This window comes from Stenotrophomonas sp. 1337 (assembly GCF_031455455.1).
In the GTDB taxonomy this organism is placed as follows: Bacteria; Pseudomonadota; Gammaproteobacteria; order Xanthomonadales; family Xanthomonadaceae; genus Stenotrophomonas; species Stenotrophomonas indicatrix.
Window position 1 is genome coordinate 480,654 of sequence record NZ_JAVDSR010000001.1, and the last position, 26,834, is coordinate 507,487.

Here is a 26,834-nt window from a genome sequence, read left to right on the forward strand (position 1 = left end):
GTCAGCCGGCCCGTTGGCCATGGACGTCCGTCTCGGGACGGTAGCCCGGGCGTGCCAGCAGCAGATGGGACACGCCGATCGAGCGCTCCAGGAAGCCGCCCTCGCAGTAGGCCAGATAGAACTCCCACAGCCTGCAGAAGCGGTCATCGAAACCCTGCGCACGTACCGCCGGCAACTGCGCGAGGAAGCGCTGCCGCCAGGCGCGCAGGGTGAGGGCATAGGAGTGGCCGAAATCCTGCTGGGCGATCAGCTGCAGGTCGCAGGCCCGGGTCTTGGCGGCCAGGATGGCGTTGATCGAGGGGATGAAACTGCCGGGAAACACGAAGCGCTTGATGTAGTCCACGCTGCGACGCGCCTGCTCATAGCGCTGGTCCTCGATGGTGATGGCCTGCAGCAGGGCCACGCCATCGGGCTTCAGCAGCCGCTGCAGGGTCGCCATGTAGGTGTCCAGATACTCGGCACCGATGGCCTCGATCATCTCGATCGACACCAGCTTGTCGAACTGGCCCTGCAGATCACGGTAGTCCTGCATCAGCAGGGTCACGCGCTCCTGCAGGCCCGCCTCGGCCACACGCTGGGCGGCAAGCGCGTGCTGTTCGGCGGAGATGGTGGTGGTGGTCACATGGCAGCCGTAGTGCTGGGCGGCATGCAGGGCGAACCCGCCCCAGCCGGTACCGATCTCGACGACGCGATCACCGGGTTGCAGCTGCAGCTGCTGGCAGATGCGGTCCAGCTTGCGGCGCGAGGCGGTTTCCAGCGAGTCGCCGGCATCGCTGAACACCGCCGAGGAGTACATCAGGTCCGGCGACAGGAACAGCGCGAAGAAGTCATTGCCCAGATCGTAGTGGGCGGCGATGTTGCGGCGACTGCCTTCGCGGCTGTTGCGCCGCAGGCGGTTCCAGCCGCGCAGCAGCCAGCCACCGATGCGCGCCGGCCCGCGTTCCATGCCATCCAGCAGGTCGCGGTTGCGCACCAGCAGCCGCACCAGGGCCACCAGGTCATCGCAGTGCCAATCGCCGTGGATGTAGCTTTCACCCGCGCCGACGCTGCCCTGCGCGGCCACCTTGCGGTAGAACGCCATATCGCTGATGGTCACCGTGGCCTGCAGTGCGCCCGCACGATCACCGAGGATGACCTCGCCCAAGGGGTCGCGTACCCGCAGCCCGCCTTCGCGCAGCGGCGCCAGTACCGCCAGCAGCCTCCGGCGCAGGAATACGTCCACCGCGCCGGGGCGGGGCAGGGCAACGGAAGGATTCAGCTCGTTCATCGCGGTTTCTCGGCAAGAGCGGGGTGGTCATGCACGGGATTGCGCTTCAGCCACAGGCGCAGTGCCTGCCAGTGGATGGCGGCGACCACCTGCACGGTCATCAACGGGTAGAACGCCAGTACCCGGGCCAGGCCGCGGCCATCAAGCGGGCGTCGCTGCATGGCCTGGGTGGCATCGAACTGCCGGACACCGTCGCGCCAGACCTGCATATGCACGCGCAGGTCATCGCCGGGCGCGGTGAAGCGCCAGTCGTAGCGGCAATCCATCGGCATGAAGGGGGAAACGTGGAAGGCTTTGTCGAACTGCCAGCGCAGGGCACGCCCCTGCGGCTGTGCGCTTTCAACAGGCAGAACATAGGCGTGCCGTTCCTTCCACGGCGTGTTGGTGATGTCGGCGACGATGCAGTCCAGGGTGCTGCCGTCGGCCCGGTAGCAGTAATAGAAGCTGACCGGATTGAACACGTGGCCACCGAAGCGCAGGTGCGCCAACAGCCGCACCGGGCCGTCCGGGCGCCGCCCCAGCACGGTCGCGGCATGGTCACGCACGGCGTCTGCAAGCGATGTCCTGGGATCGCCGAGATAGTCGCTGCGGCGGAACTCTGCCAGGTTGCGGCGCCCGACCGACCACAGCCAGCGCCCGGCAAATACCTGGTCCAACTCGTCCAGGTCCAGCAGCAGCTGCGCGATGGGGTAGCGGAAGGCATGCGGATGCGGATGGTGCCGGCGGTGCACCACCTGCCCGAAGTAGAGGGCGCTGGCGCTCATGCAGCCACCTCCACCTGCAGGGGAGGCGGCGCGCCGGCGTCGCGCATCTGCAGTGCATTCACAACGCGGCGGGCACTGCGGATTCCATCTTCATGGAAGCCCCAGCCCCAGTACGCACCCGCAAACCAGGTATGCCGCCGGCCCTGCAGTTCGGCCCAGCGCCGCTGCGCGTCCACCGCAGCCGGATCATGCACCGGATGCGCGTAGTGCAGTCGGCGCAGCACCTTGGCCGGGTCGATGGCCTCGCTGCGGTTGAGGGTCACCACCAGCGGCGTATCACCGGGCAGCCCCTGCAACAGGTTCATGCAGTAGCTGACCGTGCAGGGTGCGGTAGGGTCGCGCGGTACATGCGCGTTCCAGGCCGCCCACGCCTTGCGGTTGGCGGGCAACAGGGAGGCGTCGGTGTGCAGTACGGCCTCGTTGGGTTGGTAGCGGATCGCGCCGAGCACCGCATGCTCTATCGGATCGGCGTCGGCCAGCAGGGCAAGGGCCTGGTCGCTATGGCAGGCCAGGATCACTTCATCGAAGCCTTCAATGCCGGTTGCGGTGTGTACGCGTGCCCCCCAGGGCATGCGCTCGACCGCATGCACCGGGCATTCCAGCCGCTCATGCACCCGCCAGCGCGCACGCAGGGCGTCCACGTAGCGCGCCGAGCCGCCCTTGACCACGCGCCATGGCGCGCGCCCGGTCATCTGCAGCATCTGGTGATTGGCCATGAACTGCACCAGGTAACGGGCCGGGAAGTCCAGCACCTGCGCGGTCGGCGAGGACCACAGCGCCGAGGCCATCGGCAGCAGATGCTCCTGCACGAACGCGTCGCCATAGCGCTGGCTGTGCAGGTACTGGCCCAGCGTGGGGCCCTGCTCCTCGCCCAGCAGCAGGGGCGCGTCGCGATAGAAGCGCCGCAGGTCGGCCAGCATTCCCCAGAAACGCGGTGAGAGCAGGTTGCGGCGCTGGCAGAACAGGCCATCGAGCGATGTGGCGTTGTACTCCACGCCGCTGCGCTCGCTGTGCATCGAGAAACTCATCGTGGTGGGCTGCGAGTCCACGCCCAGTTCGTCGAACAACGCCGACAGCAGCGGGTAATGGTGCGGATTGAAGACGATGAACCCGGTGTCGACCGCCATCCTGCGGCCGTCCACCGTCACCTCGTGGGTGTGGGTGTGGCCACCCAGGTAGTCGTTGGCCTCGAACAGGGTGACGTCGTGCTCGCCGTCCAGCCACCACGCGCTGGCCAGACCCGCGATGCCGGAACCGATGACCGCGATACGCATGTCAGTGCCTCGCCTTGGCCAGTACCCAGGCCGGGATCGGCTTGAGGCCCTTCACCAGCCCCAGCGCAGCCATTGCGCGCAGGCCATACCAGCTGATGTCGATCTCCCACCAGCGGAAGCCCTGGCGGGCGGTGCCGGGAAAGAAGTGATGGTTGTTGTGCCAGCCTTCGCCGAAGGTCAGCAGCGCCAGCCAGAGGTTGTTGCGGCTGTCATCACGGGTCTCGAAGCGGCGCCGGCCGAATCGGTGCGCCAGCGAATTGATGGTGACCGTGGCGTGGAACAACACCACGGTGGAGATGAAGAAGCCCCAGACCAGCAGCTGCGGGCCGGAGGTATGCAGGCCCGGTGCCACACGCTCGAGCACCGCACCCACACCATACAGCGCAGTGGCCAGCAACACCGGAACCACGGTGTCGAACCGGTCCAGCCAGCGCAGCTCGGGGTAGCGGGCCAGATCGGGAATGCGCTGCAGATCGGTGGCAAAGGCGCTACGGGTGAGGAACCACCCCATATGGCTGCGCCAGAACCCGCCCTGGCGCGGGGAATGCGGGTCCTGCGGTTGATCGGCGTGGCGGTGGTGGTGGCGGTGGTGCGCTGCCCACCAGAGCGGGCCACGCTGCACGCTGGCGGCGCCGATGACCGCGAACACGAACTGCACGGTGCGCGATGCCTCGAACGTCCGGTGCGAGAAGTAGCGGTGATAGAACGCGGTGATGGCGAACATCCTGATCGCGTACAGGAACACTGCGACGGCAACCGCTGTCCAGGACACGCCCACCCAGATCACCCCGAGGCAGGCCACGTGCAGCAGCGCGAAGGGCAGGGCGCGCAGCCAGTCGATGCGGTCACCCTGGCTGCCGTCGATCGCCGCTTCGCTTCCGGCATCGGTGTCGAACCAGCGCTGGAAGGTGCGCAACAGGCGCGAACGTCTGCGGAGTGGAGGCGCTGCGGATGCCATGGACGGAAGCCCGAGGGAGTCGATTGCCTACCTCTACGCGTTGCAGTGCAGGTTGGATGCAGTGGATTGCAGCTGACTGCATGTTCACCTGGTCGTAACATCGCAGCTGGCTACCAGCGGTCGCTGCAGCTCAGTGCGCCAGCGCTGCTCCGGCTGCTCGGTTGCGGGCGCGGCAAAGCGCACGGTCACCTGCGGATAATCGCCACGTGCATCGCGCAGGTTGCTGGTACCACGGAACTCGAGCAGGCGGCGATCAGCATCGGCGTAGACCAGCGACAGACGTGGGGCCACCGCGCCGAACCAGGTATCAAGGCGGACATTCACCGCATGGGCGGAAAGCCCCTGCCAGCGCACCGGGCCCTGGTACTGCATCTGCACGGGGTAGAAGCGTTGCCGGCCGGGCACCAGAAAAGGCAGGCTGACCGGTGCTCCACCCTGCAGCGTGCGCCAGTGGGCCCGCACGGCGGCATCGAAGCCGGCGTCGATCACGGCATCCGGGGGCAGCGGCAGCTGCCTGGTGCGGGAAGGCGTGGACGTGTCCTCCTTCCAGTCGACCCGGACCACGCCGGGGCCGACCCTCACATCGGCCGCTTGGCCGCTGCGGGCGTCCTGCAGCACATAGCCCCGCACCTGCGGCCGGGTGGCGGCGGGCATCTGCTTGCGGGCGAAAGGTTGGCCCGCAGGGCAAAGGTATTCCACCCAGCGTTCGCTGCCATCGCCGGCGCCGCGCTGCCAATGCACTTCGCGGTAGGCAATGACTCCGTTGGCCAGGGTGGCCACGCCCTCTGAACGCAGAAGAGGGGCGGCCGAAGCGGCGCAGGGCATGCAGAGCAGCAACCAGGCAAGACGCATCGGGGCGATCCATGGGAGGCTTGCGGGCCTGTACGCGCGACGGCGCCGGCTGGATGCACGTTGGCACCCATCCCGGGTGCATCCAACAGGCGCCACCGTGCGTAGAGGGAAGGACTCCTCTTCACCCAACGGCAGCCCCCGCCGATGTACCGTCCTCCCGCCAGTCCCTCCCATCCCTTCGACACCGCGCGGATCGTGTCCAGTTCACAGCAGCCCAGCAACGAGCCAACGAACTGGAACGGCGAGATGGATGGCGTCGCCCGGCTGCGCGATCGTGACTGCTTCATGCGCATCTACGACCATTTCATGCCGCGCCTGTGCATTTATCTGCGTGGCCTTGGCGCACCCGCAGCGGTGGCCGAAGAGCTGGCCCAGGAATGCCTGCTGCGCCTGTGGCTGCGCGCGGCCGAGTTCGATCCTGCCCAAGGTGCGCTGAGCACCTGGTTGTATCGCATCGGCCGCAACCTGCACATCGACCGCGTGCGTCGCGAGCGCAGCTGGATGCAGGTGCAGGAAGCCGTGGAAGACGCCGCTGCCGCTGACGTCAGCGAGCGCAGCAGCGCCGAGCAGTTTGCCGACCATGCCCGCCTGCGCCAGCGCATCAATGAACTGCCGGCCACGCAGGCGCGTCTGGTTCGCATGTCCTACTTCGAGGCCAAGAGCCACAGCGAGATCGCGCAGGCGCTGGGCATGCCGCTGGGCACGGTCAAATCACACCTGCGACGAGCGTTCCTGCAGTTGCAGTCCAAGGTCGGGGGTGCACAATGAATCCGCACCACCACCTGCATGAGTCGACGCTGATGAGCTACGCCGCCGGTGCTCTGCCGGCACCGTTGAGTATCGTCGCCGGCACCCATCTGGAGCAGTGCCCGCACTGCCGCCAGCGGCTGCGCGAAGCGGAGGCCATCGGTGCCGCACTGCTGGAGCAGACCCAGCCCGTGGCGGACGAGGCGCGGCGGGCGGGCCTGCGCGAAGCGATGCTTGCGCAGCTCGTCGAGGTCCAGGCCGACGCGGTGCCAGGCCCGATGCGGTCGATGCCGCGCGAACGCCCCGAGGCGGATCCGGACCATCTGCCGACGTCGCTGCATCCGTACTTCGGCGATTCGCTGGGCCGGCTGCACTGGCGCTGGATGGCGCCGGGAGTGCATTGCATCCGTGCCGAGCAGATGCCGTCGCTGATCATGCTGAAGATCGCGCCGGGCAAATGCCTGCCGATGCACAGCCATGGACGCAGCGAACTGACACAGATCCTGCGGGGTTCCTACAATGATGCGCTGGGTCTGTTCGCGCCCGGCGATGTGGCCGACCTGGACGAGGAGGTCGAGCACCAGCCGGTAACGGCGCCGGGCGTACCGTGCATCTGCGTTTCCGCGCTGGATGCGCCGCTGGTATTCAGTGGTTGGCTGGCCCGCCGGATCCAGCGCTTCGTGAATCTCTAGGCTTCTTCAAGGTCAACGCATGTACGAAACACGCCCGCTGCGGATTCTGCTGACCGGCGCGACCGGACTGGTCGGGCAGGGCGTTGCCCGTGCCTGTCTCGCTTCGCCGCAGGTGGCGCGCACCGCTGCCCTGGTCCGCGGCAAGGCCCGGCTCGACGCGCGTATCGAGCAGATCGTGCTGGCCGATTTCCAGCATGCCCGTGGTGTGGGCCCGCAGTTGGCCGGATTCGATGCGTGTTTCTATTGTGCCGGAGCACCGCCGGTCGGCACCGCCGAGGACGAGTATCGGAAGGTGACGCTCGATGCCACCCTCGTCGTGGCTGCAGCATGGGCCGAGGCGAATCCGGACGGCCGGTTCCTGTATGTCTCCGGCGCCCATGCCAATCCCCACAGCCGGATCATGCCCCTGCGCATCAAGGGCGAGACCGAGGCCGCATTGACGCAGCTCGCGGTGCGCACCGTCATGCTGCGTCCTGCCGGGGTGCGCCCGGTGGCGGGCACCGGCACCCGTCATGCGGCGTTGAAGCCGCTGTATCGCTTTGGCGGCCCCCTGATGGCGGCGGCGGGCCGCGTCCTGCCCTCACTGGTGACCAGCAACGAAGCCATCGGCCGCGCGATGATCGTGCTGGCGACGATGCCGGAGCCGCCGCCGGTGCTGGAATGTGCGCAGATCAACCGGCTGGGTGGCGCTGCTGCAACCTGATGGGGGCGGTGCACATCTGCTGCACATCGCGCCTACTACAGTCGTCGCTCATCCTTCTGTGACGCATCGACGTGAACCTGCAGCCATCGTCTTCCCTGCTTCGCCCATCGCGCCCAGCGCGTGAAAACGGCCGTTTCGACCTGCTGGATGTCAATGCACTGCAGGATCCCGGCAGCGGCCGCATCGTCCATCTGTATTCGCTGGTGGCGCGCTGCCTGTGCTGCGAGGTCGTATTCAAGGCGCAGGAGGGCGATGGGCTTGTCAGCACGTCTGCCGCGCGTGTACTGCGCTGCCCGACCGGCTGCGGTGAGCAGGCCTTCAGGGGCAGCGCGCTGCGCCAGTGGCGGCCCGCAGCGCAAGGCCCTCAGGCATTGCCCGGCTAAAGCACGGCCGGATTGGCCTGCCACACTGCGTAGTTGAGCGCGCAGGCGAACGTCACCCATGCCAGGTAAGGCAGCAGCAGCCATGCCGCCGCCGGACGCACGCGATGGAAGGCGACGATCGTGGCCACGATCAGCGCCAGCAACAGTGCGATGTCAGCGAACGCCAACGCCCCCTGTTTCCAGCCGAAGAACAGCCAGCTCCACAGCACGTTGAGGGCCAGCTGCAGCAGATAGAGTGCCAGCGCAGGCGCGGTCGCGCGCCATCCGCCCTGGCGCCACACCAGCCACGCCGCCAGCGCCATCAATGCGTACAGCACCGTCCACACCGGACCGAACACGGCGGCCGGCGGTGCCCATGCCGGCAACGCCAGGCTTGCGTAGAAATCCGCTGCCGAGATCGAGGCACGCGCGCCCAGTGCGGCCGCCAGAAAAGTGACAATGGCCCAGCCCAGAAGGCCAACTGCTTGCCTGCGGACATTCACGGTGTCTTTCCTCCTGCACTATCGCGAACTGCGGTAGTGCGTTGTACGTAAAGGCGTCGCGACTGGATGCAGCCTTCAGGTCAGTCCGCCGTGCCACCGTCGCTGGCCGCTGCAGCACCGGGCAGCAACGCAGGCCGACCGTCGAACCATTCCCGCGCACCGGCCAGATGCCATTGGCGGCGCTGCCCATCCAGCTCGATGCCGGCACCCAGCAGGCCCCAGCGAAGGTAGAGGTCGCCACGCTTGCGCTGGTCCAGCAGATCCAGCCGCGCACGCAGCGAAAGGCGCTCGTTCTCTGCCTGCAGTCCATCCAGTACCAGATGCCCGGCGCGCCAGCGCAGGCGGGTATGTGCATCCACCTGGCCGGAGTCGAGCAGCGACAATGCCCAGCGCGGGTAATCGCTGCGCTCGGCAAACAGCGCCAGCAGCGGGCCCGCGTCGCGCATGGCAAGATCCGCGCGTGCGTCCACCTGGAACGGTGACTGCGCATCGATGTCACCGCGGGCGATGGTGACCCGGCCCCACCACGGCTGTGAACGCTGCTGCTCACCCACCTGCACGTTGCGCAGCTCGATCACGCTACCGCCCAGATCGAAGCGGCGCTGGCTGAAATCGCCACGCCGCAGCCTGCCATCAACGCGGGCGTCGCCCTGCAGGCCAAGCCCGGCCACCTGCAGGCGTGCGCGTTGGCTGCGCAGGCGGACACTGCCATTGCCAACCCGGCCCTGGGTATCGAGTTCAACGTCGCCGCTCACTTGGCCAGCGCCTCCCAGCAGCCGCACCTGGCCGTTGCCCAGGTAGCGGTTGTAGGCGGTGAGGTCTGGAATGCTTGCGTCATTGAAGCGCAGCTGAGCGCGCACGCCCTTGCGCAGCTCGCGCAGGCGACCGTCACCGGTGAGTGTCAGTGCCAGGTCGCGCCCATCGAACAGCGTGGCACCCTTCGCACCGCCTGCACGCGCATTGAACGTGGGAAGCTTCACTGCCAGTACGGCGTGCGTCGGCGTCCCGGCCTGCAGTTGGCCATGGGCGCTGGCTGTTCCCTGCATGTGCACGCCGGCCACTTCGGCCACCGCCCGCGCCGCAGGTATATCGACGCTGCTGCCAGCGGCCAGCTCGCCGTTCTGCAGGCGCAGGTCGGCGCGCAGCACGCCACCGCCCTGCAGCTGGAACCAGGGTTTCTGCACGAACAGTGCGGGAATCCAGTTGAGCGAGGTGAAGGTCCATTCGCCCTTGACCGTTCCGGAGGTGCGGCCCAGCATCTCGCTGGGTTCGGCGAATGGAATGTGCCGCCCGGTGATGGTCAGATCCGCGTCCAGCGCAGCGCCTGTGCCCTCGCGTTGCGGCAACCGCGCCTGCAGGCGGATATCGCGGGCGGCGTCCAGCTGCACTGCCAGCGTTCCGCGGTCGGGGGCGCCAGCTCCCATCTGCAGGGGAACCCGCCAGACCGCATGGCTGCCGGGCTGAAGCGCGCCCTGGTCCAGGGTGATCGCGGCCTGCAGCTGCCCCGGCACGGCGGCGCTGGCAATGGAAGGACGTTGCGTGTCCGTATCCAGGCGCAGGCCCTGGCTGCGCGCCTGCACCTCCAGCACGGCATGCAGCAGCCCCAGCTTTGCCAGCCCGGGTGCCTGGTCGCGGTAATGCCGTGGGTAGGAGAACTGCGTCTTCAGCTGCATGTCGCCGAGCAGCTGGGTGCCGTCAAGGCTGACGTCGGCATCAGCGAACGCCACCTCCGAGTCCAGCAGTTCCGAGGGACCACCACGCAGCTGCTTCAGGAAACCGACCGTGCCGCTGCCCTGGCCAACGATCAATAGCTTGCCCACGCGGACGCTGCGGATGGTTTCGCTATGAATGGCATCGAACCGCAACGTCCAGCCGCGATCGCCGCGCGGTGGTGAGGGAATGGCCTCCTCCACGCGCGCGATCTCGGCGGCCACCCCGGTCGCGTGCAGCGACGGCACGCGCACCTCGCGCTGGAACAGCGGCAGCAATGCCAAGCGTGCACTGGCGCGGTCCGCGCGCAGCACATACACGGTGTGATTGACGTGGCCGCGCATCTGCACATTCCAGGCGATGACATGCCCCGGCAGCAGCGTGATCGCCGGGCCAGTGGTCATCACGAACTTGTGCGGCTTGCGATTGGTGACCTGATCGAACAGCGGCGTATTGAGGAAAACATTGCCTGCCAACAGGTACAGCAGATACAGGCCCAGCAGGTAGGGCAGCAGCTTGCGGCCGTGACGGCGCCATCGCTGCTGGCGGGCGAGGGAGTGGGGCATGGACCCTCGGCGTGGAATGGGATGGCCATCACTATCGTAGATGCGGCTGCGGCGCGATGTGAACGTGCTGCGCATACCGCGTCCTATAATCAGCGCGTCACTGTTCAAGGAGGTCACGGCATGAATGCCCAGACCAGCAAGGAAGGCGCAACCCAGGATGCGCCGCGCGATGCCGCCTCGGCGTCGTTCGATCCGACCTACACCTCGGCCAACAGCGAGGTGCGGGCCGCCGCCGGTGGTTACTCGGTCACGTTGAACGAGGGCGACGGCGCGTTGAAAGTGGGTACCGAGCACAAGCGCGCAGCGTCCAGTCTCGCATCGCAGTTCCAGGGGGCGTCGCTGAACATGGCCGGCAGCCCGACGCCCGATGGCGGCAGGGATTACCTGCTCACGATGGAGTCGGTGGTCGGGGCAAGCGCGAAAGGTGCCGGCTTCCAGGACACCAGCAGTACCGGCGTACGCGGGCGCTACAGGGTCAGCCTGCCCAGCGAGGCGGTGGACGTCGATCCCACCCGCATCAACCCGTTCGATCCGCAGACCATTCCCAAGGGGGGCAGCGTCACCCTGGATGGCCAGCAGTTCACCGGCACCGCACTGGAAGGCAGCTTCCGCAACATCGCCATGCAGAGCCAGACGACCGAGGCGAGCGGTGCCAGCTACCGCGTGGATCGCCTGGATGATGGCCGGGTGCGCGTCACCACCGGGCCGAACGAGGCGGTGGAAGCCTTCAACGGCATGGGATTCAGTGCCGGCAGGTTCAGCGCGATTGCCGGTCGGCAGGACGCGCTCGGCCACGCTGCCGTCCGCACTGCTACGTTCGACCTGGATCAAGCCGAAGGCCGCCAGGCCTATGAACAGTTCATCGACAACGGCACCCTGAGCGGCCAGACCCCGGGCGTGCAGGATCTGGCGACGGTCGAGCGGCTGGGCATGAGTTCGCAGACGCGGCTGAAGGTCGGCTATGGCGACACGTTCGGCCTGGACCTGGCGGGTGCACGCAACAGCGGCGACGTGGTGCAGGTCAGTCGCGAGGACGGCAGCCGCACCGAACTGCGCAGCGTGCAGTACAACGGCAACCTGCCGGCAACCCGGGTCAGCGCCTACGGCGCCGACGGCCAGGAAGACAGAGCGCAGCGCCGCTATGAATTCACCTTCGACCTGCGCGGCCATGCGCAGGGTGAGCAGATTGCCGGAATGGTCAACGCGGCGCTGTCCGGCGACCCCAGCGGTGATCGCGGACCGGTGAAGGCCGGTGAGCTCACTACCCTGAGCTTCAGCGAGGCCCAGATGCGCACGCTGATGGAGCGTACCCAGTCGATGGTCGGGGACAACCCGATGCTGGGGCCGTCGTGGCAGGTGCTTGCAGAGGACGGCAACGGCAGGCCGCAGCAGGATGTGGACGCGTTCGCCCTGGGGCTGGCGCGCAACCAGGGGCAATCCACCTATGGCATGGCCGAACGCCTGTTCCATATCGCCGCGGCGGGCGGCAAGGATCTGCAGAAGATCGATGCTGCCGTGCAGGGCGAGCACCTGCAGTCGCTCGCACCGCCCTCACCGCTGCTGCCCCGGCAGGACCCACGGCACACCGTCAGCCCGGACCACGGCATGTGGCTGCAGAGCCAAGGCGCGGTGAGCAGCCTCGACCAGGCGATGGGGCGCCAGCCTGATGAGATGAGCGAACGGCTGGGCATGGCCCTGCTGGTCGCGGCCAAGGCCAAGGGCATGCAGCGGATCGACGAGGCCGTGCTCAGTGACGACGGCAGGTACGCGTTCGCGGTGCAGGGCCAGCCGCACGCCGCCGATCGTCAGATCGCCCGCACCGATACTGCGCAGGCAGTGGCTACGCCGGTCGAGGACCAAGTGCGTCAGCTGCAGGACGCACCCGAGTGCACCGGCGCTGCACAGCATGATGCCCGGCAACAGGAGCAGGCCGTACAGGAGCAGGCCGCGCGGGCCATGGCGCGCTGACGCGCGCACGGGCGTGTTGCCTGCCGGGCGCTATCATCGCGCGAAGGAGCCCTCCGGCAGGCACTGGCGCTCGGCCGAATCGACCACCATGCCCAGATAAGGTTCGCCGATGCCCTGTCCGGCCAGCAACCGGCGCTGCCAAGCCTTCGCAGCGGGTATGTCACTGCTGAGGCAGGCATGGCGGGCTGCGGCCTCCAGGTTCCATGCAGTCGGGTACTCGGCGAGGATGTCTTCCCATCCCTGCCGCATCAGCGGCCAGTCGACCGCCGAGTTCTGGAACAGCTGCTGTCCCGGAACGCCTTCGCTGACCGATGCGTACAGGCGGGCATACAGGCTGGCGCGGCGGCGCTTGGCGGTTCGTGCCAGGGCATGCCGCGCGAAGGCTTCCATCTGCTGCGCATCGCCCTGCCAATGCGGGGTGAAGCGCTGCATCGCGATCAGATACAGCGGGTCATGGTCGGGAAAGAGCCTGCTGCCTTCGTCGACCAGCGCCATGAAGGCTGCTTCATCCACCCCCTGCCGCAACGCGATCAGGATGGACATTTCATACCAGTAGGGGTCGCGCTTGGCGATCGCCTTGTGCTCCTGCATATAGGCGGCCGCTACCGCGTTGTACTCGCTGAACTGCTGCCAGCCCTTCGCCGCCACCTCGTGGGCATAGCCATCGCCTCGGAAGCTCCAGGCCAGATTGAGTGGCACGCGCGCGGCGACCAAATGGGCCGACAGGGAGCCCGGTGACTGCCGGATCCAGCGTGCGGCCCAGGCGGTCCAGTCATTCCACTGCTGCACATCCTGAGGCGCGGTGCCGATGCGCCGCGATATGCAGATGTAGAAACGGCTGAGGTTGGAATAGCCGCTGGCATTGCGCTGGCCCTTGCGGAAGCGGTCGGCCATGGCATCGAGCGCCTTAAAGTCGTCGGCGTCCATCAGCGGCGTTACTTGATCGCACAGGGCCAGTGAATCGGGATCTTCCGCGGCCCAGGCGGACGAAATGGAAAGGCATGCCAGGCTCAACAGCGTGCCGGCGAAGTGCATCCTGCGCATCGGGGTCATCCTTGAAGTTTGGGGGCCGGGAGCGGCTTCAGGCCCGCTGCGGCATTGCGCAGTATCCCATTGCCCGCTACCTATCGGAAGCGAGGCCGTCTTCTGCGCTACGCTGGGCGCCATGACCCAGAGCCCGGAACTGCTGCGCCGCCTGCTGCGTGCAAAAGACCACATGGACCGGGCCAGCCATGAAGACTGGCCGGTGGCGCGGCTGGCCGGGATCAGTGCGGTTTCCGCGGCCCATTTCGCGCGCTCCTTCAAGGACGCCTTCGGGGTGCCGCCGCACCGCTATCTGCTCAGCCGCCGCATCGAGCGCGCTGTCGCCCTGCTGCGCGATACCGACCTGCCGATCACCAAGATCGCACTGCAGACCGGGTGGACCAGCCTGGGCACCTTTGGCCGCATCTTTCGTGACATCACCGGCGACAGCCCCGGCGCCCTCCGCGACCGAGAGCGGACCGATGCCCCGGCGCAGGGTCCGGTGCCGGAGTGCCATGCGCGTGCCGCACGGCGTCCGGACCTGAAGATCGCAGTTTTGGAGAAGCGCCGCCGCACCGGCCTTGTTAGCGTAGATCCCACCTGAGGGAGGATCCTATGACTGGCATGGTGAATGTGGTCGGCCTGTATGTGCACGACCAGGATGCGGCACTCGATTTCTACGTCAACGCACTCGGCTTCCAGGTGCATACCGATGTCGGCAACGGCGACTATCGCTGGCTCACGGTACATTCGGGCGGCGAGGGCGGTTTCCAGCTTGGCCTTTTCAAACCGGGGCCGCCGGTACACGATGCGGCCACTGCGCTGACCCTGCAGCAGATGGTGGCCAAGGGTGCGATGCCGCCGCTGGTTCTGGCGGTGGACGATTGCCGCGCCAGCTACGAACGGCTGCTGGCACGTGGGGTGGAATTCACCCAGGAGCCGGTGGAGCGCTATGGTGCAGTGGATGCCGGATTCCGTGATCCGTCCGGCAATGGCTGGAAGATGATCGAGCGCCCTGCGAAGACTGCCGCGAGGACGCCGCAGTGAGGGCCGGCAGCTGGGCGCGTCCCGTGCACCGCTGGACGTCTATCGTCTTCACCCTGACAGTGATCGCCAACTTCGTGGCGCGCTGGATGGGGCAGGGCGAACCACCGGACTGGCTGACCTACTCGCCGCTGCCGCCGTTGTTCCTGCAGCTGTTCACCGGGTTGTATCTGTTTGCGTTGCATTACCGCCGTAGGCCGGATGCCGCGCGCGCCGGCGTCGCACCCTGACGCGGGGCGCAGAGGCAGATCAGGCAGGGTCCTCACGCAGCGCAGGCCCGGCGGAGAAGGCTCTGCCGGGCCATCCGGCGCTCAGCTCAGATCGCATCCGCTCGGCAGCGGCCAGCTGGCGCTGGGCAGCATGTTCTTCAGCGACGCCGGCGCGTTGATCGCCACGTAGCTGGCACCCAGCAGCTCTTCCAGATCCGCGATGGTGACCAGATAACTGTCCAGGCTGCCCAGACCCGTTTCATTGGGAATGATCCAGCTGATGGCCTTGGCGGTGCCGGTGTTTGGATCCTTGGTGATGATCGTCTTCCAGAAGAATTCCGGGGTCGGAATGCCATGGCTGGCCAGGAAATGGTCATTGGACGCATCGCCATAGACAACGCCGCCATAGACGTCGACCGGGGCGATGTCCCGGTAGCATTCGGCCACGTTCTCGGCCTTCACCCAGATGCCCTGGTTGAAGCTGGACACCTGCGGCACGATGTTGGTCATGTAGTTGGCGCGGCGGATGTAAGTGGCGTCGTAGTCCATGTGATTGGACGTCACCAGATGTCCCCGGTCATAGCCGGACCGCACGCTGGCATAGGAGGCGGTGCTGGTCTGGCCGAGGCAGCCTGCCGGCAGGTCCGGGTCCTTGTAGAAGCTGGACGGGCGCGCCGCCGAGCCGGTGTCAGCCACCAACGTGTATTCGTACCGGGTCGCGCTGTGGATGCTGCAGTCATAGGTCAATACGAACCCGCCCTTGTTGAGGGTCACGACCTGGGCATGTGCGGCCCCGGCAAAAGTACTGAAAACAAGGGCAAGGAAGAACGTGGCAAGGCGCATTGCGGATCTCCATGGATATGGGCAAGGCGCAGCCGTCCACCACGGCAGGCCAGGCCATTCCGTGTGAAGGACGATGCGGTGACAGGTATTGGGGATGCGACCCGGCCGTAGCCGGTATTGCCTGGGATCTCGACCGCGCACTGGCGTCAGGAAAGCTGTCGCGGTGTCGTTAGCGTCATTTTTTGGCGCCAACAGGTCAACGACCAAAGTGCGAAGGTGTGACTGCGCGCAAGCACTGGGCTCCTGTCAGATCAGGGTGCCCATGCATGAAAAGAAGACCTGTTAGTGGCGTGGCCGCTCTCCACAGACCGCTTTGTCGCTGGGCAGAGCAGGGCGAAGGAGCTCGCCTCCAGCAGCACGTCGCGAAGGCGGTCGAGGCCTGCACGCAACGGCCATCCATTCTTGACGGCGCCTTGGCGCCGGACGTGGATACTTCCGCCGTCATTGGCCGAGGAGGACTGGAAATGGGTAGCACCGAGACCAACCGGGCGCCGCGCATTCTGCGCGTGGAAGTGATGCCGCTGGACTGCGGGGAAACCGCGGTGGTGGTGGAACTGGCATCGCCCCCCGGCAGGGCCTGGGAGAAGGCACTGAAGCGCGTGATTTCTGAAACCGAGGGGCTTGAATCGGCGCAGTCGCGCTGTGACGGCCGCTTCGTCTACATCATCGGTATCGAGCCCGGTGGCCGTGGCACGCTCCATCGGGTGAACCAGGTCCTGGCCGCCACCCACGAACGCATTGCACCGCGCAACGGGCATTCCATGCCGATGCCACAGCAACCGGCAGGCGCCATGGTCAACGCCAGCCTCTGAGCAGCGATGGCCGATACACGGCAACCTGACGGCTGCAGGCCCGCCACGTCCGGCGGCACAGGCTTCACGCCGCAGCCAACGTGTGTTCACCATGTTGCTACGAGCCTGTCGCCACCGTAGCGCCATGGCACGTGAACTCCGTCATCCGCGACCGGGCCACCCGGTCGCCGTGGGCTGCGCAGGGTGGTCGCTGCCCACGGACATCGCCCACGCGTTTGCTGCGGGAGACAGTGCACTGCAGCGCTATGCATCGCGCTTTCCGATCGTGGAGATCAATTCGTCGTTCTACAGACCACATCAGCCCGCCACGTATGCGCGCTGGGCGGCCAGCGTGCCGCACGGTTTCCGTTTCTCGGTGAAGATGCCGCAGGCCATTTCCCATGACGCGCGCCTGCGCGGTGCTGCGCCGTTGCTCGACACGTTCCTGCACGCGGCGGCGCATCTGGGTGATCGGCTGGGCGCCCTGTTGCTGCAGCTGCCGCCGAGCCTGGCCTACGATGGCCGCACGGCCTCGGCCTTCTTCCGGGCGCTGCGCCGGCGCAGCGCCGTGCGGGTCGCCTGCGAACCACGCCATCCGAGCTGGTTCGACGACAAGGCTGACGCGCTGCTGGATGACCACGGCATTGCCCGGGTCGCGGCCGATCCCGCCCGGGTTGCAGGGGCTGATCAGCCGGGCGGAGCCAGGCACTGGAGCTACTGGCGGTGGCACGGGCAGCCGCGCATGTACTACAGCGCCTACCAGCAACCGCAGCTCTGCAGTCTGGTGGCCGCCGCAGTAGAGGCCGCCCAGGCGGGGGAGGCGTGGATCATCCTTGACAACACGGCGCACGGCCACGCCGTGCCCAATGCACTGCAACTGCAGTCGATGCTGGAGCACGCCAATGCCTGAAGGTCCTTCCATCGTGCTGCTGCGCGAGGCCGCCGCCAGGTTCAAGGGAAAGACCGTCCGTGGCGTCAGTGGCAACAGCACGCTCGACCTGGCCTGCCTGGAGGGACGCCGGGTGCGGGCCGTGCGTAGCTGGGGCAAGCATTTCCTGCTGGAGTTCAGCCACGTCAGTCTGCGCATCCACCTGATGATGTTCGGCAGCTGGCGCATCGACGAACGCAAGGAGACGCCAGCGCGGGTATCGCTGCGCTTTGACAACGGCGAACTGAACTTCTACACCTGCTCGGTGAAGCTGATCGATCAGCCGTTGGACGAGGTCTACGACTGGCGCACCGACGTGATGAGCGACCTGTGGGACCCCCGGCTTGCCCGCCGTCGCCTGAAGTCGATGCCCGATGTCCTGGTCTGCGATGCCCTGCTGGACCAGACGCTGTTCTCCGGTGTGGGCAACATCATCAAGAACGAGGTGCTGTTCCGCATCCGGGTCCACCCGGCCAACCCTGTTGGTGATCTTCCGCCGCGCAAGCTTGCCGAACTGGTCAAGCAGGCTCGCGAATACAGTTTCGACTTCCTGCGCTGGAAGCGCGGCTTCGAGCTGAAGAAGCACTGGCAGGTGCACACCCGGCGGACTTGTCCCTGTTGTGGTGGTCCGGTCAGCAAGGTCTACATGGGCACCACGCATCGGCGCACCTTCTTCTGCCCGGTATGCCAGGTCGATTATCGCGCTGGGACGCCGCGGCCGCCGGCGAAGAAGCGCACGCTGGCGAGAGGCCCGGTTCAGCGCGGTGGTGCCAGGCCCGTGCGTTGATATGAGGACGTGGATGACAGCGAAGCGATGATCTGACGGTTGCTGAGTACTTCGACGGCGCCCGATCGCTGCAGTGTCTGCAGGGCCGGCTGGCGGCGGTCGGGCAGGGCGGCGACCGCTTCCCGGGCGACCACCGTCGCGTACTCGCGCGAGTTGGCATCGATGGCAGTGGCCAGCACGCACGCGTCCAGTGCCATGCCGGCCAGCACCAACCGCCGGGTGCCGAGCTTGGCCAGCAGCACCGGCAGTGGCGTGGCGAGGAAGGCGGAGTGCTTCGGCTTGAGGATGAAGTAGTGTTCCTCGCTGGGGGCAAGGTACTCGACGATCCGCGCCGAGGCTCCGCCCTTCTGCCGGCAGGCCTCGACCAGCTGCGGGAAGTCGCGCTGCCAGTTGCCGAAATTGTCATTGGCGTAGATCACCGGCGAGCGGTGCGCGTCGAATGCAGCACGCAGGCGGGCGGTGCGCTGGGCTGCATGTACGGCGTACGCAGCCAGTTGCCGCCCCTGTGGAAAGTCGAACAGGCTGAAAAGATCGATGATGAGCAGGGCGGTGGGCTGTTCCATGGCGGGCTCCGAGGTGTCAGGCCTCCACTGCCTGTTCGTCTTCGGCACCACGCACCAGCGCGCCGGAGCCGCCTGACGGGCGCGGGCTGCCCGGCCCCCTCGGCGGGAGCGCAGGCCCGATCACTGGGCAGCTCCGTCGTCCCCCTCACCCTTGTCGTGCCGAGCGGGCGCCACGCGCTTGCCAAGCCGTTGCGCCTGCTCATCCGGCGTGGCGGCGGCGACGAAGGGAGAGATCGGATCACTGGCCGGGAACGTCTCCGTCAACGCCTGATCATGATTGGCACTGTTGTGGGCCTTGGCCTGTCCAGTGCTGGCAGCAGGCACCGCAGCTGTGTCGTCATCCGGATGGGGCAGGTCTTTCTGATCGCGCTGCATGACATTTCCTCATTCTCATTGATTGGACCGCATGGTCCCGGGGGCATTGCAACGGTAAACGTGAACGCGTGAGTACCCGCATCAAGCCGGCGTGGACGCAACGTCAACAATCAGGGAGTGCTTCAACCAGATGAGCTCGAAGCCGTTGCACGGTTGCGGCGCCACGCCAGCAGCTGTCCGATCAGCGCGGTTGCCAGCAACAGCAGGTTGGTGACCACGAACACGGTGGCACCCAGCAGCGCGCTGTAGATCGTGAACAGCGTAGACGCGGTCATCTGCCCGATGAAAAGCCACTTCGAGACGGTTTCCGGGTGCGGCGAGTGCCATTGCTTGACCATCTGCCGGACCAGCGTGGCCATCAGTACGGCTGTGGCGGTCCATCCAAGTAGATCAGGATGCATACGTCATCCTCGTGCAGAAGCGCGCCGCCCCCTGGCGGGCGACGCGTAGGCTGATCTGCGGTGCACCTGCGATCACGCGGCCTGGGTGGCCTTGGCGTTGCCGCCGCTCTTGGCCAGCAGGGTCAGCTTCTCGTCCGTGGCCTTTTCTTCTTCCAGCGTTTCCAGCAGCAACGGCACAGCGTCCTTGTATCCGAGCTGCTTGGCCAGCGCGGCGATGGTGCCGTAGGAAGCGATTTCGTAATGCTCGACTTTCTGCGCGCCGCCAATCAGTGCTGCATCGCGCACCGGGCCCTTTTCAATGCTCTCGATGACTTCCTTGCCTTCTTCCACCAGGCCTTCCATCGCCGCGCACTTGATCCGCTTCAGGCGGATGCCCAGCACCTCCACCACCTGGTCGATGCGCTCGATCTGGCCCTGGGTCTCCTCGAGGTGTGTCTCGAACGCAGCGGCAAGTGCGGGGTTCTCTGCGGCCCGGGCGAGGCGCGGCAGGGCCTTGGTCAGCTGCTTCTCGGCACTGTAGATGTCGGACAGTTCGTGGATGAAAAGGTCTTCAGCGGTCTTGATGGCCATGGTGCGCTCCAGCAGGGAAGGAGCGACGAGGCTATCCCGGCCGGTGTTGGGGTGCGGGGTAGATGCAGTGAACGGCGGATGCGCATCGAGCGCGCAGATGCATGCATTCCCCTCACGCCGGGCACTGGGCGCGCGTCGGAACCAAGCTCAGCGTGGGTCGGCCGCTGCTGCAGATTGGCCGGTTGCCGCCAGGTGTTCGCCGTCCACCAGGCGCGCATTGCTGACGGCCTGGTGCGACCCGCACCTTCCGCAGGTCAGCAGCGTGCCCCCCGTCATCCGCTTGAGCTCCGCGTCGGCGCGGGACACGTGGTGGCACTGGTTGCAGCGGAAGGCGATAGCGGTGACCTGATCGATGCAGCCTCGTGCATCGGTCGCGTAGTCCACTGAAAAGACGTAGAAGAGTCCGGTGTCAGGCATGAAGTCGATCTCGCGGGCGGACCTGTTTCATGCCATGGGGCAGCAGTGCATGGCGTGAATCCTTTTCGGGTTCGTTTTCACATTTCACTGAATTGTTCTGTTTCAGGCTGCGCCTGCTGCGCTGCCTCAACCGGCCTTCTGCTACGGTTGGGAGCCCACTGCAGGGAGGTCGAACGTGCCCATCAGAGCCGTTGTATATACCAGCGAGGCGGCAGCGGATATTGCTGCCAGCCGGCTGGGCCAGACCGGGGGCAGGCTGTGCGGAATCGTGGATGACGCAGCACGTTTCAACCGTGATGCCGGCGTCACTGGCGTACTGCTGTTCGATGGCGCGCGCTTTGTGCAATACATGGAAGGCCCGGACGATGGCCTGCAGGTGGCATATTCCCGGGTGCTGGGTGCCAGCAGCCACAGCGGCCTGATCGAACTGCAGCGAGGCAGGGTGGGGCAGAGACGCCTGCCTTTCTGGCCCATGCGTTGGCTGCCGGTGGAACCGACGGAGCTGTGGCGGGTGGCCGGCGCGGACTGGACCGGTTTCGTCCAGCGCGAAGGCACCGCTGCGCCCACCACTACTGCCACGGGCATGGAGCTGCTCCACGCCCTGGTTGAACCCTATACCGCCTCACCCAGTACGGAGTCGCCATGACACAAGCAACTTTCCACAGCGGACACCACCGCCGGCTGGACGTTCTTGCCGGAGCGTGGGAGACCACCCTCATCGCGCTGCAACCCGACGGCAGCACGGGCGGGGTGTCGTTCGCATCGGACGTTTACACGTGGATGCCCAATGGTCACTTCCTGGTGCATGAGGTCGACGCGATGATGGACGGGCAGCGTGTGCGCTCCACGGAAATCATCGGCGTCGATGTTGAATCCGGTGGTTTCTTCAGCCGCAGCTACGACGCTGATGGTGGCACCAGCGATTTCACTTCACGACTTGATGGCGGCAGGTACACCATCCAGGGCCAGTCCCAGCGGTTCGACGGCGTGATCAGCAGCGACCGGCAGTTGCTGACCGGGGAATGGGAGCATCGGGTCGGCGATGACTGGATACCGTTCGTCCGCATCGTGCTTGAACGGGCCGAGTAGATTCGCTTGTTCGGCGGGCGCCCCCGCATCGGGGGCTTCGCGGCTGGCTGCGCCTAGTGCTTGGGCGGCGGCGGCGCGGCTTCTTTCCCGCGTTCGGCCTCTGGCCCCGAGGCCTGGTGTTCGGAGGCGGCGGTGCCGCTGCCGCCGCCGGGCACGTTGCGCGCCGGCGCGCTGGCCGCTGGCGGGGTTTGCCGAACCGCATCGGCATGTTGTGCCTTATCGGTCGGTTCGCCTTGGTTGCAGGCCGACAATGCCATCGTCGCCACGGCACACAGCAGCAGTACCCGCATGGCCACTCTCCAGAGTAGGAAACCCCTTGTTTCTAGCGTTGAGGGCGTTGTGCGGGCGTGACGGGGGCGGCAGCGCACCGGCTGAAATCTGCCTCTGCTGGTGCCGGGAAGAAGGGCGCTTCGCCGCGCAGCGGCTCTTCCTGCTCACTCCGCGACAACGTTCAGGTGCGTTAAAGTTGCCCGCGTAGGTGCCCCCCGCGTCGCGGTCAGGGGCAGCCGAAGAAGTGACGCATCAGGAGTCCACATCATGAGTGTTCCCGAGGGATTGGAAGGGAGTGGGCAAGGCCTGACGCGCAGAACCTTCCTGCTGGCCGTTGGCTCCGCTTCGCTGCTGGTTGCCTGCAACGGCAAGGCGCCAGCAACCCATGCCGGTGCCACGCCAGCGAAACGGGCGGACGGGCGCTTTCTGCAGCTCTCCCAGGCACTGACCGGGAAGTCCGACCTTGATCCGGCAACCGCCGCGCGCATCGAAGCCGCCTTCGCCAACCTGCATCCCGACATGCACGCCCAGTTCCCCGCACTCGCGGCCAAGGCGCAACAGGTGCACGGCGCTGAAGCACTGCTGGCGGCTGTTGGCGATGCACGGCCGACAGCGCTGGCCATCATCACTGCCTGGTACACCGGCAGCGTAGGCAAGGGGCCGCAGGCCATCACCGTTTCCTATCGCGATGCGCTGATGCAGCGCCCGGTGGACGATGGCCTGTTCCCGCCCACCTACGCACAAGGCGGTCCCGCATGGTGGACGGCCGAACCGCCGGCGGCGGTACGCGCGCACGGCTGAGCCTGCGCTTTCAGCTCTTTTCCCGTAATTGTTATGGATTCCCCTCATGAAAGCTCCGGTTTTCCGTGATGGCGACGCCGATGCCGATGTTGTGATCGTCGGTTCGGGCGTCGTCGGCGCATTGATCGCCCACCAGTTGGTTCGTGCCGGAAAATCGGTTCTTGTGCTGGAGGCGGGCCCCCGCCTGCATCGTTCCGACGTGGTCGAGAACTGGCGCAACGTCAGCTTCGAACGACGCATCGGCAGTGATTTCCAGGGACCGTATCCGCAGTCACCGCTTGCCACCGCGCCGCTGTACTTCCCGGCCAATGACTACGTGGGCCTGACCGGCCCCGACGCCAGCAGCTTCCATCAGGGCTTCATCAAGGCCGTGGGTGGCACCACCTGGCACTGGGCCGCCTCCTGCTGGCGCCACCTGCCGGTGGACTTCAGGATGCAGAGTACCTACGGGGTGGGGCGCGACTGGCCGATCAGCTACGACGACATCGAGCCTTATTACTGCCGCGCCGAGGAGGCGATGGGCGTCTCCGGGCCGAATGATCCGGACAAGCAGAGCCCCTCCGAGCGATCCAGGCCCTACCTCGCCGACATGATTCCCTGGGGCAACGGTGACAAGGTGTTCGCCGAGGTGGTCAATCCGCACGGCTACAACCTGGTGCCCATTCCGCAGGGCCGCATGGTCACGCCCTGGAATGACCGGCCCGCCTGCTGCGGCAACAACAACTGCCAACCGATCTGCCCGATCGGCGCGATGTACAACGGCATCCATACCATCGAAGCGGCCGAGAAACTGGGCGCGCAGGTGCTGGCCGAAGCAGTGGCCTACAAGATCGATACCGACGCGCAGAACCGGGTCACGGCCATCCACTGGTATGACAACAACAAGGTCAGCCACAAGGCCACCGGCCGCAGTTTCGTGATTGCGTGCAATGCACTGGAGACGCCGCGTCTGCTGCTGCTCGCCGCCAATGAGCAGAACCCGAACGGCATCGCCAACAGTTCCGACCAGGTGGGGCGCAACATGCTCGACCATTCCGGTTTCCACTGCTCGTTCATTGCCGACAGGCCGATCTGGCTGGGCCGTGGACCGGCGCAGTCCAGCTGCATGGTCGGCCCGCGCGACGGCGCCTTCCGCTCGCAGTACTCGGCCACCAAGATCATCCTCAACAACATCAGCCGGGTGGCGATCGCCACCGACCAGGCGCTGAAGAAAGGCCTGGTCGGCGACGCGCTGGATGCGGAGATCCGCCGCCGTGCGGTCTTCGGCGTGGATCTTTCGATCAGCCTGGAACCCTTGCCGGATCCCAGCAATCGCCTGACGCTGTCGAAAACGCGGGTCGATGGCCACGGCCTGGCCTGCCCGGATATCCATTACTCACTGGGCGACTACGCCCGCAAGGGCTACGACGAATCCTGCAAGCAGTTGCGTCACATCGGCTCGCTGTTCAACGCCGAGGAATTCGTCATCACCACGGCGCTCAACGCCAACAACCACATCATGGGCTCGACCATCATGGGCGCGGATCCGCGCGATTCGGTGGTCGATGGCGATTGCCGCGCACACGATCATCCCAACCTGTGGCTCCCGGGCGGCGGCCCGATGGTGTCGGCCAGCGTGGTCAACAGCACCTTGACCATGGCCGCGCTTGCGCTGAAGGCAGCAGATGCCATCGAGCGTGCCGCATGAAGACCTTCTGCTCGCTTCTGCTGATGATGCTGGCTGCAGCCAGCCAATCCGCGCGCGCAGACGAGGTTGCCGAACGTGGGCGCTACCTCTCGGTCGCTGCGGACTGCGTGGCATGCCACACCAGCCCCAAGCAGGGCAAACCCTACGCAGGCGGCTACGCGATTGCGTCGCCGCTGGGTGAGATATGGGCAAGCAACATCACGCCCTCCAGAAGCCATGGCATCGGCCTCTACAGCGAAGATGATTTCGCCAAGGCGGTACGCGAAGGCGTGCGCAAGGACGGCGCCCATCTGTATCCGGCGATGCCCTATACCTCCTATGCCAAGCTGACCGACGAAGACATCCACGCGCTGTATACCTACTTCATGAAGGAGGTGGCGCCGGTCGATGAGGAAGCTCACGCGACCGAGCTGCCGTTCCCCTTCAGCATCCGCCAGTCCATGGCGGTGTGGAACCTGATGTTCCTGGACAAGGAAACGTTCACCTCCGATGCGGGCAGGAGCGCGCAGTGGAATCGCGGCGCCTATCTGGTGGAGGGTCTGGCGCACTGCTCCAGCTGCCACAGTCCGCGCGGGCTGATGATGCAGGAGGTGGACGGCAAGGCCTTCGCCGGCGGATCGCTGGGTGACTGGTACGCCCCCAACATCACCTCCCACCCCACCAGCGGTATCGGGGGTTGGAGCGATGCCGAGCTGGCCCAGTACCTGAAGACCGGCCGCGTCGCCGGTAAGGCGCAGGCCGGCGGCGGCATGGCCGAAGCGGTGAGCAACAGCCTGTCCAAGCTGCAGGACGAGGACATCGCCGCCATCGTCGCCTACCTGCGCACGGTGCCGGCCGTGGCCGACCCTGATGCCACGCGGGCCGCCTTCGCGTGGGGAGACGCCGCCACGGCGCCGGGTGAGCAGCCGGTACGCGGAACGAGTGCTGCATTGGCCTCGGGCGGTGTGCTGTATTCGGGCCTGTGTGCAAGCTGCCACGGTTCGCACGGCGAGGGCAGCAGGGACGGGTACTACCCCTCCCTGGTGCACAACACTACCGTCGGTATGACCCGCCCGCAGAACCTGATCGCCACCATCATCGGCGGCATTGACCGCGATGTGCACGGCGAACACGCGTTGATGCCGCACTTCTCGAAAGGCTCGTTCGTACAGGACCTGAGTGACGCCGATATCGCAGCGGTTGCGACCTACGTGCGCACGCAGTTCGGGCCGGGTGACCAGGTCACCGAGGCGCAGGTTGCGCTGACCCGTGCCGGCGGCGAGAAGCCACTTCTGGCGAAGATTGCACGCTTGTGGCTGCCGATGCTCATCCTTGCCGTGCTGGCGTTGGTAGGCATCGTGCTGCTGGTGCGACGCGCCTGGAAGACCCGGAAGGCGCGGAGGGCGGCCGCATGAATTTCGTATCCTTGACCGGCATCGGGCTGCTTGCCTTCATCGTCAACGGGTCGGTGTCGGCTGCCGAATCAGGTGCCACCGCCAAGCACAAATCGGTCGACAGCGTCGCGCAGACGCCGCTGAGCGCGGATTGGGCAGCGCGCCTCTGGCTGCAGGACCACGGCGTTACCCCCAGCGCACGCATCGTGATCGGCAGCGGCGTCAACAGCGATGGTTACAAGGGCAGTGGCTGGTCCACCGCCGAGCACATCGACCTGGGCGCGACGATCGACACCGGCAAGGCATTCGGCTTCGACGGCACCTTGCGCGTGGTGTTCTCCGATCGCTTCGGCAACGCCATCAACGAGCGGTCCACCGGTTCCTACATCCAGAACCAGGCCTTCTATGGCCAGGGCCAGAACCTGCGTTTCAACGAGCTCTCCTACGAGCGTTTGCTGCTGGGCAAGCGGTTGAGCCTGAAGGGTGGCTTCTACTCGATGGGCAACGATTTCGGTGGCTTGCCTTACACCTGCAACTTCAACAACAACGGCCAGTGCGGGCATCCGCTGGGCCCGATCTACAGTTCTGGCTGGCTGGACAATCCGACAGGCCAATGGGGTCTGCGGGTAAAGTGGAATGATCCTTCAGGCTGGTACGCACAGACCGGCATCTACGACGTCAACCCGACGCGCAAGCAGGCCAACAGTGGTTTCCGTGTTTCGACGAAGGGAAAGACCGGCCTGTTCCTGCCGGTCGAGCTGGGCTACAGCCATGGCAAGTCCGGAGAGGACTATGGCGGTACCTACAAGGTCGGCTACTACCTGGATACCTCCAACGCCGATGACATCGGTGACCCGACGGCACCTCGCGCTTCGCATCGCAGCGGTTCGTACGTGCAGGCCGCACAGCGGGTGTGGAAGCCCGAGGGTGACACGGTGCGCGGCATTTCGGTGTTCGGCGTGGCTACCCGTGCCGACGCAAAAACAGGGCTCATGCGCTACTCGTGGGAAGCGGGCGTGAGCTGGCGTGGCGTGATCGCATCGCGCGAAGATGATGTGCTCAGCCTGGCCTGGAACCGGCTGGACATCTCCGACCGGCTCGCCCGCCATCAGCAGCTGACCGGAAAGGATGTGCAGAGCAACGAGCAGTTCGTCGAGCTGAACTACGGCGTGCAGGTCGCCCCGTGGCTGGTGCTGCGGCCGGCGGTGCAGTACGTGGCACGGCCCGGCGCCTATGCCAGCCGACCCGACAGCTGGGTGTTCACCCTGCAGGCGCAGGCGACGCTGTAGGCGCATCA

General features: G+C 66.4%; 32 protein-coding genes. 17 read left to right on the top strand and 15 right to left on the bottom strand.

What is annotated here, in order from left to right; genetic code table 11:
• Position 1: 1 nt before the first annotated feature.
• The 5 genes from J2X70_RS02185 to J2X70_RS02205 form a co-directional block, all read right to left on the bottom strand.
• The gene (locus J2X70_RS02185) at positions 2 to 1,267 is read right to left on the bottom strand and encodes a cyclopropane-fatty-acyl-phospholipid synthase family protein (RefSeq protein WP_080148696.1); all 1,266 of its coding nucleotides are present in this window, start codon (positions 1,265 to 1,267) and stop codon (positions 2 to 4) included.
• The gene (locus J2X70_RS02190) at positions 1,264 to 2,031 is read right to left on the bottom strand and encodes a DUF1365 domain-containing protein (RefSeq protein ID WP_033831169.1); all 768 of its coding nucleotides are present in this window, start codon (positions 2,029 to 2,031) and stop codon (positions 1,264 to 1,266) included. The genes J2X70_RS02185 and J2X70_RS02190 overlap by 4 nt, the downstream gene beginning before the upstream one ends.
• Entirely contained in the window at positions 2,028 to 3,305 is a 1,278-nt protein-coding gene (locus J2X70_RS02195) for an FAD-dependent oxidoreductase (protein WP_309908708.1), read from the bottom strand. The genes J2X70_RS02190 and J2X70_RS02195 overlap by 4 nt, the downstream gene beginning before the upstream one ends.
• Before the next feature lies 1 nt (position 3,306).
• Positions 3,307 to 4,263, bottom strand: a complete 957-nt coding sequence (locus J2X70_RS02200; protein WP_134832605.1) for an acyl-CoA desaturase — start codon at positions 4,261 to 4,263, stop codon at positions 3,307 to 3,309.
• A gap of 84 nt (positions 4,264 to 4,347) precedes the next feature.
• The gene (locus J2X70_RS02205; protein ID WP_309908712.1) at positions 4,348 to 5,115 is read right to left on the bottom strand and encodes a hypothetical protein; all 768 of its coding nucleotides are present in this window, start codon (positions 5,113 to 5,115) and stop codon (positions 4,348 to 4,350) included.
• A gap of 144 nt (positions 5,116 to 5,259) precedes the next feature.
• Between J2X70_RS02205 and J2X70_RS02210 the strand changes: the two genes are divergently transcribed.
• The 4 genes from J2X70_RS02210 (at position 5,260) to J2X70_RS02225 (ending at position 7,640) form a co-directional block, all read left to right on the top strand.
• Positions 5,260 to 5,883, top strand: coding sequence for a sigma-70 family RNA polymerase sigma factor (locus tag J2X70_RS02210; RefSeq protein ID WP_080148701.1), 624 nt, complete (start codon positions 5,260 to 5,262; stop codon positions 5,881 to 5,883).
• A complete protein-coding gene (locus J2X70_RS02215) occupies positions 5,880 to 6,554 on the top strand; it encodes a ChrR family anti-sigma-E factor (protein WP_080148702.1) in 675 nt (224 codons plus the stop codon). The genes J2X70_RS02210 and J2X70_RS02215 overlap by 4 nt, the downstream gene beginning before the upstream one ends.
• A gap of 19 nt (positions 6,555 to 6,573) precedes the next feature.
• A complete protein-coding gene (locus tag J2X70_RS02220) occupies positions 6,574 to 7,257 on the top strand; it encodes an NAD(P)H-binding protein (RefSeq protein WP_309908715.1) in 684 nt (227 codons plus the stop codon).
• 71 nt (positions 7,258 to 7,328) lie between these two features.
• Positions 7,329 to 7,640, top strand: a complete 312-nt coding sequence (locus tag J2X70_RS02225) for a hypothetical protein (RefSeq protein WP_025874477.1) — start codon at positions 7,329 to 7,331, stop codon at positions 7,638 to 7,640.
• On the opposite strand, the gene J2X70_RS02230 is transcribed toward J2X70_RS02225, so the two are convergent.
• Positions 7,637 to 8,122 carry a TspO/MBR family protein gene (locus J2X70_RS02230; RefSeq protein WP_309908717.1) on the bottom strand — a complete coding sequence of 162 codons (486 nt, stop codon included), beginning with the start codon at positions 8,120 to 8,122 and terminating at the stop codon, positions 7,637 to 7,639. The two genes, J2X70_RS02225 and J2X70_RS02230, sit on opposite strands and share 4 nt — an antisense overlap.
• 80 nt (positions 8,123 to 8,202) lie before the next feature.
• A complete protein-coding gene (locus J2X70_RS02235) occupies positions 8,203 to 10,398 on the bottom strand; it encodes a hypothetical protein (RefSeq protein WP_309908719.1) in 2,196 nt (731 codons plus the stop codon).
• Positions 10,399 to 10,518: 120 nt separating this feature from the next.
• On the opposite strand from J2X70_RS02235, the gene J2X70_RS02240 reads away from it, so the two are divergent.
• Positions 10,519 to 12,366: an XVIPCD domain-containing protein gene (locus J2X70_RS02240; protein WP_309908721.1), complete on the top strand. Its 1,848-nt coding sequence runs from the start codon at positions 10,519 to 10,521 to the stop codon at positions 12,364 to 12,366.
• Positions 12,367 to 12,399: 33 nt separating this feature from the next.
• Here the strand turns inward: J2X70_RS02240 and J2X70_RS02245 are convergent, their stop codons facing one another.
• A complete protein-coding gene (locus tag J2X70_RS02245) occupies positions 12,400 to 13,410 on the bottom strand; it encodes a DUF4034 domain-containing protein (RefSeq protein WP_059064223.1) in 1,011 nt (336 codons plus the stop codon).
• Between the two features lie 121 nt (positions 13,411 to 13,531).
• Here J2X70_RS02245 and J2X70_RS02250 point away from each other — a divergent pair, with 121 nt between their 5' ends.
• Genes J2X70_RS02250 through J2X70_RS02260 form a run of 3 tightly spaced genes read left to right on the top strand, consistent with a single transcriptional unit; the run spans position 13,532 to position 14,663 of the window.
• Positions 13,532 to 13,993 (top strand): helix-turn-helix transcriptional regulator, encoded by a 462-nt coding sequence (locus J2X70_RS02250; protein ID WP_309908724.1) that lies wholly within the window; start codon positions 13,532 to 13,534, stop codon positions 13,991 to 13,993.
• Positions 13,994 to 14,004: 11 nt separating this feature from the next.
• Positions 14,005 to 14,436 (top strand): VOC family protein, encoded by a 432-nt coding sequence (locus tag J2X70_RS02255; RefSeq protein ID WP_032974687.1) that lies wholly within the window; start codon positions 14,005 to 14,007, stop codon positions 14,434 to 14,436.
• Positions 14,433 to 14,663 carry a hypothetical protein gene (locus J2X70_RS02260; RefSeq protein WP_099842541.1) on the top strand — a complete coding sequence of 77 codons (231 nt, stop codon included), beginning with the start codon at positions 14,433 to 14,435 and terminating at the stop codon, positions 14,661 to 14,663. Before J2X70_RS02255 ends, J2X70_RS02260 begins: the two co-directional genes overlap by 4 nt.
• A gap of 81 nt (positions 14,664 to 14,744) precedes the next feature.
• Here the strand turns inward: J2X70_RS02260 and J2X70_RS02265 are convergent, their stop codons facing one another.
• Entirely contained in the window at positions 14,745 to 15,485 is a 741-nt protein-coding gene (locus J2X70_RS02265) for a DNA/RNA non-specific endonuclease (RefSeq protein WP_033831157.1), read from the bottom strand.
• A gap of 464 nt (positions 15,486 to 15,949) precedes the next feature.
• Here J2X70_RS02265 and J2X70_RS02270 point away from each other — a divergent pair, with 464 nt between their 5' ends.
• The 3 genes from J2X70_RS02270 (at position 15,950) to J2X70_RS02280 (ending at position 17,991) form a co-directional block, all read left to right on the top strand.
• Positions 15,950 to 16,297 (top strand): hypothetical protein, encoded by a 348-nt coding sequence (locus J2X70_RS02270; RefSeq protein ID WP_025874492.1) that lies wholly within the window; start codon positions 15,950 to 15,952, stop codon positions 16,295 to 16,297.
• Positions 16,298 to 16,421: 124 nt separating this feature from the next.
• Positions 16,422 to 17,186, top strand: a complete 765-nt coding sequence (locus J2X70_RS02275) for a DUF72 domain-containing protein (RefSeq protein ID WP_059064230.1) — start codon at positions 16,422 to 16,424, stop codon at positions 17,184 to 17,186.
• Positions 17,179 to 17,991 carry a DNA-formamidopyrimidine glycosylase family protein gene (locus tag J2X70_RS02280; RefSeq protein WP_229289806.1) on the top strand — a complete coding sequence of 271 codons (813 nt, stop codon included), beginning with the start codon at positions 17,179 to 17,181 and terminating at the stop codon, positions 17,989 to 17,991. The genes J2X70_RS02275 and J2X70_RS02280 overlap by 8 nt, the downstream gene beginning before the upstream one ends.
• Here the strand turns inward: J2X70_RS02280 and J2X70_RS02285 are convergent.
• The 5 genes from J2X70_RS02285 to J2X70_RS02305 all read right to left on the bottom strand — a co-directional run bounded on the left by J2X70_RS02285 (position 17,961) and on the right by J2X70_RS02305 (position 20,317).
• Complete coding sequence (locus J2X70_RS02285) at positions 17,961 to 18,554, bottom strand: isochorismatase family cysteine hydrolase (RefSeq protein ID WP_309908731.1); 594 nt, start codon at positions 18,552 to 18,554, stop codon at positions 17,961 to 17,963. The genes J2X70_RS02280 and J2X70_RS02285 overlap by 31 nt on opposite strands.
• A gap of 120 nt (positions 18,555 to 18,674) precedes the next feature.
• Positions 18,675 to 18,929, bottom strand: a complete 255-nt coding sequence (locus tag J2X70_RS02290; RefSeq protein WP_309908733.1) for a hypothetical protein — start codon at positions 18,927 to 18,929, stop codon at positions 18,675 to 18,677.
• A gap of 122 nt (positions 18,930 to 19,051) precedes the next feature.
• Positions 19,052 to 19,330 carry a hypothetical protein gene (locus J2X70_RS02295; RefSeq protein ID WP_025874497.1) on the bottom strand — a complete coding sequence of 93 codons (279 nt, stop codon included), beginning with the start codon at positions 19,328 to 19,330 and terminating at the stop codon, positions 19,052 to 19,054.
• A 72-nt stretch (positions 19,331 to 19,402) separates the two neighbouring features.
• Positions 19,403 to 19,900, bottom strand: a complete 498-nt coding sequence (locus tag J2X70_RS02300; protein ID WP_218787548.1) for a DUF892 family protein — start codon at positions 19,898 to 19,900, stop codon at positions 19,403 to 19,405.
• A 147-nt stretch (positions 19,901 to 20,047) separates the two neighbouring features.
• Positions 20,048 to 20,317, bottom strand: coding sequence for a hypothetical protein (locus J2X70_RS02305; RefSeq protein WP_032974703.1), 270 nt, complete (start codon positions 20,315 to 20,317; stop codon positions 20,048 to 20,050).
• 175 nt (positions 20,318 to 20,492) lie between these two features.
• On the opposite strand from J2X70_RS02305, the gene J2X70_RS02310 reads away from it, so the two are divergent.
• Positions 20,493 to 20,963: a BLUF domain-containing protein gene (locus J2X70_RS02310; protein WP_309908737.1), complete on the top strand. Its 471-nt coding sequence runs from the start codon at positions 20,493 to 20,495 to the stop codon at positions 20,961 to 20,963.
• Complete coding sequence (locus J2X70_RS02315) at positions 20,960 to 21,406, top strand: DUF1579 family protein (RefSeq protein WP_051501596.1); 447 nt, start codon at positions 20,960 to 20,962, stop codon at positions 21,404 to 21,406. Before J2X70_RS02310 ends, J2X70_RS02315 begins: the two co-directional genes overlap by 4 nt.
• A 53-nt stretch (positions 21,407 to 21,459) precedes the next feature.
• On the opposite strand, the gene J2X70_RS02320 is transcribed toward J2X70_RS02315, so the two are convergent.
• On the bottom strand, positions 21,460 to 21,696 hold the full coding sequence (locus tag J2X70_RS02320; RefSeq protein WP_279207227.1) for a hypothetical protein: 237 nt from the start codon (positions 21,694 to 21,696) through the stop codon (positions 21,460 to 21,462).
• A 247-nt stretch (positions 21,697 to 21,943) separates the two neighbouring features.
• Here J2X70_RS02320 and J2X70_RS02325 point away from each other — a divergent pair, with 247 nt between their 5' ends.
• Genes J2X70_RS02325 through J2X70_RS02340 form a run of 4 tightly spaced genes read left to right on the top strand, consistent with a single transcriptional unit; the run spans position 21,944 to position 26,826 of the window.
• Positions 21,944 to 22,477, top strand: a complete 534-nt coding sequence (locus J2X70_RS02325) for a sugar dehydrogenase complex small subunit (RefSeq protein WP_309908742.1) — start codon at positions 21,944 to 21,946, stop codon at positions 22,475 to 22,477.
• Positions 22,478 to 22,523: 46 nt separating this feature from the next.
• The gene (locus J2X70_RS02330; RefSeq protein WP_032974706.1) at positions 22,524 to 24,164 is read left to right on the top strand and encodes a GMC family oxidoreductase; all 1,641 of its coding nucleotides are present in this window, start codon (positions 22,524 to 22,526) and stop codon (positions 24,162 to 24,164) included.
• Positions 24,161 to 25,558 carry a cytochrome c gene (locus J2X70_RS02335; protein WP_309908744.1) on the top strand — a complete coding sequence of 466 codons (1,398 nt, stop codon included), beginning with the start codon at positions 24,161 to 24,163 and terminating at the stop codon, positions 25,556 to 25,558. The genes J2X70_RS02330 and J2X70_RS02335 overlap by 4 nt, the downstream gene beginning before the upstream one ends.
• Complete coding sequence (locus J2X70_RS02340; protein WP_033831149.1) at positions 25,555 to 26,826, top strand: carbohydrate porin; 1,272 nt, start codon at positions 25,555 to 25,557, stop codon at positions 26,824 to 26,826. Before J2X70_RS02335 ends, J2X70_RS02340 begins: the two co-directional genes overlap by 4 nt.
• Positions 26,827 to 26,834 lie beyond the last annotated feature (8 nt).